Raw genomic sequence first — 9,208 nt, forward strand, 5'->3', positions numbered from 1 at the left:
TCGGCAAGACCGCCCGGTACCGCAGCTGTCCGGCTACTCCTTCACGACCGTCTCCGCGGCCTCCTCGGTGTCCTCGCTGTCCTCTGCCTCTTCGAAGTACGCGTCGAGCACCGCGTCCAGCTGTGACTCCCACTCGCCGGAGCGCGCCCTGGCCGCCGCCTCGATCTCGATCGGGTACCAGCGGCGGTCGGGGGTGTGCACGGTGATCGTGAGGCGCTTGCCGAAGCGGGACGACTCCGTCTCCACCGCGGCGATCTCGTCCCAGCGGAACTCGCAGGACTCCTCGTCGAGGCTGAGGCGGACGCCCGCGCGGTCGGCGACTATCCGCGCCCGGCGGTCGGACGCCTCGAAGACCGGGCCGCCGCCGTCCGCCGGTTCCGCGGCCGTCGGCGCCTTGTCCTCCGGCGTCTCGTCCTCCGCCGTCCGGCCCACCGGTGCCGCGTCGTCGGGCTCCTCGGACTGCTCGGGCTTCGCGAGCTTCCCGGACTGCTCGGGCTCCTTCGGCACCTTCGGTACCGCGCCCGTCGGCGCGGGGCCCGTGATCCCCGGGATGAAGGCCGGGTCGAAACCGGCGCCCGTGACGGGCTCGGCCTTCGACGGCTCGGCCCCGGACGGCTTGCTGCTCGATCCTATGCGCTGCTCCACGGCCGCAGTATGGACGACTTCCCTGTGCCGTAACCAGTCAGCTCACGAACACGCTGACCACCGCCGCCACCACGAACCCCGCCAGTGACAGCACCGATTCCAGGACCGTCCAGGTCCGCAGCGTGTCGCGCTCGCTGATGCCGAAGTACTTGGCCACCATCCAGAATCCACCGTCGTTGACATGCGAGGCGAAGATGGAGCCCGCGGAGATGGCCATGATGACGAGGGCGACGAACGCCTGGGAATGGTGACCCTCGGTCAGCAGCGGGGCGACGATGCCCGCCGTCGTCACGATCGCCACCGTCGCCGAGCCCTGCGCCACCCGCAGGACGAGCGAGATCAGGTACGACAGGACGATCACGGGCAGGCCCACGTCGTGGAAGGTGTCCGACAGCGCCTGCGCGACCCCGCTGGCCTTCAGCACGGCGCCGAAGACCCCGCCCGCGCCGACCACCAGCAGGATGTTGCCGACCGGCTTGAGGGACGAGGTCGACACCGTCTCCAGGGACTTGCGGGACCAGCCGCGGCGGATGCCGAGGAGGTAGTAGGCGAGCAGCAGGGCGAAGGTGAGGGCGACGAACGGGCTGCCGACGAACTCCAGCACCGAGCGGGCCGGGGACGGGTCCAGGGCGATCGAGGAGAAGGTGGCCGCCAGGATCAGGACCAGGGGCGTACCGATGATGGTCAGGACCGTGCCCAGCGGCACCGGGTGCTCCCGGGGTGCCACCCCCTGCGCGCGCTGCTCGGCCAGCACCGCCCGCTTCGCCTCCTCCGCGGCCTCCACCATGTCCTGCGGTACGGCGACGAAGATCCGCTTGCCGATCCAGGCGGCGTACGCCCAGGCGGCCAGCACCGCCGGGACGCCGCAGACGACACCCATGAGGATGACCCAGCCGAGCTGGACGTGCAGCAGTCCGGCGGCGGCGACCGGGCCGGGGTGCGGCGGCAGGAAGGCGTGGGTCATGGAGAGGCCGGCGAGCAGCGGCAGGCAGTAGAGCAGCACCGACTTGCCGGCCCGCCTGGCCGCCGCGTAGACGATCGGGGCCAGGACGAAGATGCCGACGTCGAAGAAGACCGGGATGCCGAAGAGCAGACCGGTCAGGCCCATCGCGAGCGGGGCCCGCTTCTCCCCGAAGAGGCCCAGCAGCCGGGAGGCCAGCACCTCGGCGCCGCCGCTGACCTCGAGGATCGCGCCGAGCATCGTGCCGAGGCCGATGATGATCGCGACATGGCCGAGGATGCCGCCCATGCCGGACTCGATGGTGGAGACGGCGTCGGAGCGCTGGACGGTGCCGAAGAGTTCGGTGACGGAGAGGCCGGCCAGCAGGCCGACGGTGACGGAGACGGCGAGCAGGGCCACGAAGGGCTGGAGCCGTGCCTTGATGATCAACAGCAGGAGCAGGGCTATGCCCAGGACGGCGACCGTGAGGAGGCCGGGCGTGCCGTCGATGAGGAGGAGCAGGCCCCCGGTGTGGGGCGGGGCGCTGGGGGCGGGTGCGGCGAGGGGGACGGACATACGGGGGTCCTCTGGGTAAGTGCATCGTGCTTTCGGGCAGGGCGGACCGCGGCACGGCGCCCCGGAGGGTGCCGTGCCGTGCGGGATGTGCGGGTGTGCGGGTGCGCGTGATGGTGTGACGCGCGAGGTACGTGAGGGCGGCGCGGGCGTCAGCCGAGGACGGCGAGCGCGTCGATCTCGATGAGGAGGCCGGCCGGCAGACCGACGTAGACCGTCGTGCGGGCGGCGGGCGGCTGGGTGAGGCCCTGCTCCTCGAAGTAGCCGTTGTAGATCTCGTTCATCTCGGCGAAGTGGTCCACGTCCGTGAGGTAGACCCGGATCATCATCGCGTCGTCCCAGGTGGCACCGCCTTCCTCCAGGATCGCCTTGACGTTGGCGAGGGTCTGGAGGGTCTGCTCGCGCAGGGAGGGGCCGGCGGGCGTCGGCGGCTTGCCCTCCTCGGCGGGCAGGAAGCCGACCTGGCCGGCGACCTGGAGGATGTTGCCCTTCCTCACGCCGTGCGAGAACTTCGCGGGCGGGGTGGTGTGGGTCTTCGGGGTGAGCGCGGTCTTCTCGGTCATGCGGGGGTGCCCTTCACTGGCGTTCTTCCGGAGTACTCGCCGCTGATGGCGTCCGCCGTGCGGCGTACCAGCGGGAGCAGGGTGAGGAGTTCCTCGGCGGTGACGACCACGTTCGGCGCGGAGACGGACATGGCGGCGACCACCCGGCCGTCGGCGCCGCGGATGGGGGCGGCGACGCAGTTGATGGACTCCTCGTGGCCACCGAGGTCGGTGGCCCAGCCCTGTTCGCGCACCGTGGCCAGCTCCTTCAGGAACGCCTCGGCGTGGGGGGTCGAACGGGCCGTGTACAGGGGGTAGTCGAGCTGCTCGGCGACGTCGCGGCGCTCGGCCTCGGGCAGGTCGGCGAGGAGCAGCTTGGCGACGGCGGCGACCGTGATGGCCACCGGCTTGCCGATCCGCGAGTACATGCGGACGGGGTAGCGGCTGTCCACCTTGTCGATGTAGAGCACCTCGTTCTCCTCGTACACGGCGAGGTGGACGGTGTGGCCGCACCTCTCGTTGAGGCGTACGAGGTGGGGGTGGGCGATCTCGCGGATGTCGAGGTTCTCCATCGCCTCCTGGGCGAGGGCGAAGAGGCGGGCACCGAGGCGGTAGCGCTGGTCGGACTGGCGGTAGACCAGGCCGTGTTCGTGCAGCGTGCGCAGGAGGCGGAGGGCGGTGGACTTGTGCACGCCGAGCCGGTCGGCGACCTGGCCGAGGTCGGCGGGGCCCTCGGCGAGCAGCGGCAGGATGCTCAGGGCGCGGTCGACGGTCTGACTCATGGGATGTTCGCCTCCTTGGGGGCCCGATCGGCCTGCGTCCAGCCGGGGCCGAGACGAAGTCTCCCCCATGCGTCGTCGTCCAGGGCGGCGAGGCGGTCGGCGTGGTCGCGGGAGGGGGGCGCGGCCAGGTCCCCGGGGGTGGTGAGGGCGGCGGCGGCGAAGAGGTGGCCGTGGCGGACCCGGTCCCTCGGGGGCAGGCCGCGCAGGGTCCCGGAGAGGAATCCGGCGGCGAAGGCGTCCCCGGCCCCGGTGGTGGCCACGACGGCCGTCCGCAGGGCCGGCTCGTGATGGGACCAGGAAGGGGACCCGGCATCCACGGAACCGGCACCCACGGAACCGGCATCCGCAGATCCGGCATTCACAGCTCCGGAACCCACGGCTCCGGAACCCACAGCTCCGGCATACGGCCCGCGGCCGAACGCCGTGGCCCCCCGTGCCCCCTGCTTGACCACCAGGAGTCCCGGTTCCGGCAGGGCCGCGCGGATCGCCTCCGGGCCGCCCGTGATGCCCCAGGCGTGTTCCGCCTCGTCCTCCCCCACGAACACGATGTCGGCGGCCCGGGCGAGTTCCCGCAGGATCGTGCCCCCGTCGGCGTGCCGCCACAGGTGGGGGCGGTGGTTGACGTCGAAGGAGACCAGGGGGCGCCCGGGGCCGGGGGCCAGCAGCTCCCGCAGCAGTTCCCGGCAGTCGTCGGACAGCGCCGCCGTGATCCCGGACAGGTGGAGGACGCGGCCCGCCCGGACCGCCTCCAGGTCCATGTTCCGCGCCGACATCGCCGACGCGGCCGACCCGGCCCGGTAGTACGCCACCTCGTGCGCGCCGGTGCCGCGTTCGCCGGCCGTGCGGAAGTAGACGCCGGTCGGGCGGTCCGGGTCGCGGCGCACGGACGACACGTCGACCCCGTACCCGGCGATCCGTTCCAGCAGGTGGTCGCCGAAGCCGTCGGCGCCGACGCGGCCGGTCCAGCGCGCCCGGTGCCCGAAGGCGGCCAGGGCGCAGGCCACGTTGGACTCGGCGCCGCCGATGGCCCGGTCGAAGGAGGGCACGTCGGCGAGGCGGCCCGGACGGCTGGGCAGGAAGGTGACCATGGACTCGCCGAGCGCTACCACGTCCACGACGTCCAGCGGGCGCGCAACGGCCGAGGCGTAAGCAGCGTCGTCGATGATGACTCCTGTCGATGCTCCGGGTGGCGACTGTCGTTGACCCGGTGTTCGGCGAGATGCTAGACACCAGTAAGCACCACATGCAATGACTGTTGCACATATTGCAACAGCCGAGAGAGGGGCTCCATGAGCACCGAAGCGCTCGCCCGCCTGGCCGCGGACCGCCTCGCCGGGCTGGCCGAGGAACGCGTCGACCACCGGTTCAAGGGCCTCCCGGCGGACGCCGACGGCCTCACCGTCGGCGAGCTGGCCGCCCAGCGCCGCAACCTCTTCCGGGAGGACGACGGCTTCACCACCCCCGTGCTCGCCCTGTCCGCCGAGCGCCTGGAGCACAACCTCGCGCTGATGGAGACGTACGCCTCCCGGCACGGGCTGGCCTTCGCCCCGCACGGCAAGACCTCCATGGCGCCGCAGCTCTTCCACCGGCAGCTCGCGCACGGCGCCTGGGGGATCACCCTCGCGGTGCCCCACCAGGTGCGGGTGGCGCGGGCGTTCGGCGTCGGGCGGGTCTTCCTCGCCAACGAACTGGTGGACGCCCCGGCCCTGCGCCGGATCGCCGCCGAACTGGCCGCCGACCCGGAGTTCCGGTTCATCTGCTACGTCGATTCCGTGCGCGGGGTGGAGCTGATGGACGCGGCGCTGCGCGGCGCGGCACGGCCCGTGGACGTGGTGATCGAGCTGGGCGCGGGCGAGGGCGCGCGGACCGGTGTGCGCACGGAGGCGGAGTGCGCCGAGGTCGCGGCGGCCGTGGCCGCCGTACCGACGCTGCGGCTGGTCGGCGTCGCGGGCTACGAGGGCGAGGTGCCCGGGGCCGACCCGGAGCGCGTCCGGTCCTACCTGCGCCGGCTGGTGGCGCTGGCCACGCTGCTGGACGGGGACGGACGGTTCGGCGGGGCGGAGCAGATCGTGCTGAGCGCGGGCGGCAGCGCCTGGTTCGACGCGGTGGCCGAGGTCTTCGCCGAGGTGCCCGCGCTCTCCCTGCCGGTGCTGAAGCTGCTGCGCTCGGGGGCGTACGTCTCGCACGACGACGGGCACTACCAGAGGCTCACCCCGTTCGCCCGGGTCCCGCGGGAGGGCGCCCTGGAGCCCGCCTTCCGGCTGTGGGCGCAGGTCGTCTCCCGCCCGACGCCCGAGCAGGCGTTCGCCAACGCGGGCAAGCGGGACGCGGCCTACGACCTGGACCTGCCCGTCGCCCAGGTGGTACGCCGGAACGGCGAGGAGCGGCCGGCCACCGGGATCACCGTCACCGGACTCTCCGACCAGCACGCCTGGCTGCGCACCGAGCCGGGGGCGGACGTCGAGGCCGGCGACTGGATCGGCTTCGGCCTGTCCCACCCGTGCACGTCGTTCGACAAGTGGCAGCTGATCCCGGTCGCCGAGGCGGACGGCACGGTCGTCGACTACATCCGTACGTTCTTCTAGGAGGCCCGCGTGGAGGACCTGGTCATCCGGGACGCCGACGTCGTCGACGGCAGCGGGGCGGACTCCTACCGCGCCGACGTCGTGGTCGACGGCGGCCGGATCGTCTCGATCGTCAAGGAGGCCGCCGCGGCCGGCTGCCAACGGCCGCGCGCCAGGCGGGAGGTGGACGCGGAGGGCCTGGTCCTCTCCCCCGGCTTCATCGACATGCACGCCCACTCCGACCTCGCCCTGCTGCGCGACCCCGACCACGGCGCGAAGGCCGCGCAGGGGGTCACGCTGGAGGTGCTCGGGCAGGACGGGCTGTCGTACGCGCCGGTGGACGACCGCACGCTGGAGGAGGTGCGGCGGGCGATCACCGGGTGGAACGGGTACGGCGACGACATCGACTTCGACTGGCGGAGCGTCGGCGAGTACCTGGACCGGCTCGACCGCGGCATCGCGGTGAACGCGGCCTATCTGATCCCGCAGGGCACGGTCCGCGCGCTCGTCATGGGCTGGGAGGACCGCCCGGCCACGCCCGAAGAGCTGGACCGCATGCGGCGGCTGGTCGCGGAGGGTCTGGAACAGGGCGCGGTGGGGATGTCGTCGGGGCTGACGTACACACCGGGCATGTACGCGCGGGACGCCGAACTCACCGAGCTGTGCCGGGTGGTGGCGTCCTACGGCGGCTACTACTGCCCCCACCACCGCTCCTACGGCGCCGGCGCCCTCGCGGCCTACGCCGAGATGGTCGAGCTGACCCGGGAGGCGGGCTGTCCGCTGCACCTGGCGCACGCGACGATGAATTTCGGAGTGAACCGGGGCCGGGCGCCCGAGCTGCTGGCGCTGCTCGACGACGCGCTGGACGCGGGCGCGGACATCACGCTGGACACCTACCCCTACACCCCCGGCTGCACCACCCTCGCCGCGCTGCTGCCGAGCTGGGCGAGCGAGGGCGGCCCGGAGGAGGTCCTGGCCCGGCTCACCGACCCGTCGACGGCCGAGCGGATCCGCTACGACCTGGAGGTCACCGGTTCGGACGGCTGCCACGGGGTGCCGGTGGAGTGGGAGACCATCGAGGTCTCCGGGGTGACCGAGCCGGCCCTCGGCGACTTCGTGGGGCGCACCGTCCGCGAGGCGGCCGAGGCGCGCGGCGAGGCACCGTGGGCCACGGCCCTGCGCCTGCTGGTCGGGGACCGGCTCGGTACGACGATCCTCCAGCACGTCGGCCATGAGGAGAACGTCCGCGCGATCATGCGGCACCGCGCGCACACCGGCGGCTCCGACGGCATCCTGCGCGGCACCAAGCCGCATCCGCGCGCCTACGGCACCTTCCCGCGCTACCTCGGCCACTACGTGCGGGAGCTGGGCGTGCTGACGCTCCCGGAGTGCGTCGCCCACCTCACCTCCCGGCCCGCGGCGCGGCTGCGGCTGCCGGACCGCGGGCTGGTGCGCGAGGGGTACCGGGCCGACCTGGTCCTGTTCGACCCGGGGACGGTCGCGTCCGGCGCCACCTTCGCCGAGCCCCGGGCGCTGCCGACCGGCATCCCGTACGTGCTGGTCGACGGCCGGTTCGTCGTCGAGGACGGCCGGCGGACGGACGTACTGGCGGGGCGGGCGGTCCGGCGCACCCCGGTGTGACCGCCCGCCGCCGGTTGCGGCTGCGGCTACGGCTACGGCTACGGCTTGGGCAGGGTGCAGCCGGACGCGCTCAGGTCGAGCTTGTTGCCGGTGGTGAAGCAGGCCGGGATGTTGTAGATCTCCTGGGCGTAGTTGATGCCCTGGCGGACGGTGACGTTGCCGGCCGCGTCGACCTCGCACGGGTTGTTCACCGTGCACCGCTGGCCGTCCTCGTTGCCGGTGTTGTTGACGGCGACGACCTTGCCGGTGCCGGCGTCGATGACCGGGGAGCCGGAGGTGCCGCCGATGGTGTCGCAGGCGGAGGTGTAGCGGACCGAGTCCTTGAAGGTCCAGTCGCCCTCCTTCAGCCGGTACACGAACCCGTCGACGTTGCAGCTGTAGACGCGCTTCCAGTAGCCGGAGACGACCTTGATGGCGGTGCCGGCGACCGGGTGCGTGTCCTGGACGGTGAGCGGGCTGATGCCGTACGAGCTCTTGATCGCCGCGTACGTGGTGGTGGTGCGGTAGATCGTGACGTCCGTGTCGGTCATGGTCGAGTAGACGACCTGGTTGGCACGGAGGGTGGCGACCTTGGTGCCGGCGGAGTTCAGCAGGCCGAAGGTGCGGCTGGAGGACTGGCCGGTGACGACCTGGCCGGCGCCCGGCATGCCGGTCTCCAGGCAGTGGCCGTTGGTCAGCACCAGGGCGGGGTCGGTGTCGGCGGAGCCGGGGAAGCGGATGACGGAGCCGGAGCAGTTGCTGAGCGAGACGGTGCCGGCGAAGTCCACCGTGGCCTTGACGGCCTGGGCCGCCTGGGCCGTCTTGGCCGCGTGCGGGGTGGACGCCTCGGCGGCGGCGTGCGGCGCGGCGATCGCCGGGGTCGCGCCCAGCCCGGCTATCGCCAGGGCGGAAAGCGCGGCAAGGAGAGGCTTGTTCACGTGGGGGTCCCCTCTTACGACGGGGCGACCGGAGGTCTCCGGCCGCCCGTTCGGTTGTCATGCGCATTGTTGGCGGCACGGAGGGGTGGGGACAAGGAGCCGCGTCGGGTCATAGGGGTTTCCCTGTGCCGCGCGGGGGTCAACGGGCTTGTCGGAGCGGCTTGATGACGACGGCTCCGGACAGCGCGGGGCCCTTCGCGACGACGCGCGGCGCCCCGGGCCACGCCGCCCCGCGGGCCGCGCGCCCGCCGAACACGCCGAACAGGCCGAAGCCCCTGACGTCCACGTCGATGTCGTCCGGCACGACGATCCGGGTACCGGCCCACAGCGCCACGGCCCGGATCACCGTCCCCGGCCGGCGAACCGGGCCTCGGTCGCGGGTGGCCGGGCGGGAAGTCAGCGGGGGCGATTCGGCCACGTGTGGCCATGGCCCCGGTTGCGGGGGGTGCCGGGGACCGGCGTCGGTGTCGGCGGGGCGGAAGGGGAGGCCGTGGCCGTGGGGGTCGGGCTGGGGGTCGGACGGCGCGTGGTGGCGCTCGCGGCAGGGGTGGTGGCCCTGGTCTTGCGGGGCGGTGGGGCCGCGGACGCGGGGAAGGTCGTGGCG

Annotated in this window: 9 protein-coding genes; 2 read left to right on the top strand and 7 right to left on the bottom strand. The window is 73.0% G+C overall.

All coding sequences use genetic code 11. From position 1 onward, the window contains the following. Positions 1–33: 33 nt before the first annotated feature. From IF37_RS0130530 to IF37_RS0130550, 5 genes are all read right to left on the bottom strand, one after another. Positions 34–645 (bottom strand): hypothetical protein, encoded by a 612-nt coding sequence (locus IF37_RS0130530; protein WP_030749765.1) that lies wholly within the window; start codon positions 643–645, stop codon positions 34–36. Positions 646–682: 37 nt separating this feature from the next. Next, the gene (locus IF37_RS0130535) at positions 683–2,161 is read right to left on the bottom strand and encodes a GntP family permease (RefSeq protein ID WP_030749768.1); all 1,479 of its coding nucleotides are present in this window, start codon (positions 2,159–2,161) and stop codon (positions 683–685) included. A 149-nt stretch (positions 2,162–2,310) separates the two neighbouring features. Further along, positions 2,311–2,721, bottom strand: a complete 411-nt coding sequence (locus tag IF37_RS0130540; RefSeq protein ID WP_030749771.1) for a RidA family protein — start codon at positions 2,719–2,721, stop codon at positions 2,311–2,313. Then, on the bottom strand, positions 2,718–3,482 hold the full coding sequence (locus IF37_RS0130545) for an IclR family transcriptional regulator (RefSeq protein WP_030749773.1): 765 nt from the start codon (positions 3,480–3,482) through the stop codon (positions 2,718–2,720). The genes IF37_RS0130540 and IF37_RS0130545 overlap by 4 nt, the downstream gene beginning before the upstream one ends. Further along, positions 3,479–4,606, bottom strand: coding sequence for a sugar kinase (locus IF37_RS0130550; protein WP_030749775.1), 1,128 nt, complete (start codon positions 4,604–4,606; stop codon positions 3,479–3,481). The genes IF37_RS0130545 and IF37_RS0130550 overlap by 4 nt, the downstream gene beginning before the upstream one ends. Positions 4,607–4,771: 165 nt before the next feature. Here IF37_RS0130550 and IF37_RS0130555 point away from each other — a divergent pair, with 165 nt between their 5' ends. After that, positions 4,772–6,067, top strand: coding sequence for an amino acid deaminase (locus tag IF37_RS0130555; protein WP_030749777.1), 1,296 nt, complete (start codon positions 4,772–4,774; stop codon positions 6,065–6,067). Between the two features lie 9 nt (positions 6,068–6,076). Further along, positions 6,077–7,687, top strand: coding sequence for an amidohydrolase family protein (locus IF37_RS0130560; RefSeq protein ID WP_030749779.1), 1,611 nt, complete (start codon positions 6,077–6,079; stop codon positions 7,685–7,687). Positions 7,688–7,725: 38 nt separating this feature from the next. On the opposite strand, the gene IF37_RS0130565 is transcribed toward IF37_RS0130560, so the two are convergent. Next, a complete protein-coding gene (locus IF37_RS0130565) occupies positions 7,726–8,604 on the bottom strand; it encodes a serine protease (protein ID WP_030749781.1) in 879 nt (292 codons plus the stop codon). A gap of 139 nt (positions 8,605–8,743) precedes the next feature. Continuing rightward, the gene (locus IF37_RS0130570; protein WP_216725859.1) at positions 8,744–8,938 is read right to left on the bottom strand and encodes a hypothetical protein; all 195 of its coding nucleotides are present in this window, start codon (positions 8,936–8,938) and stop codon (positions 8,744–8,746) included. Positions 8,939–9,208: the final 270 nt, after the last annotated feature.

Origin of the sequence: Streptomyces sp. NRRL S-31, assembly GCF_000718775.1 — a bacterium.
Taxonomy (GTDB): domain Bacteria; phylum Actinomycetota; class Actinomycetes; order Streptomycetales; family Streptomycetaceae; genus Streptomyces.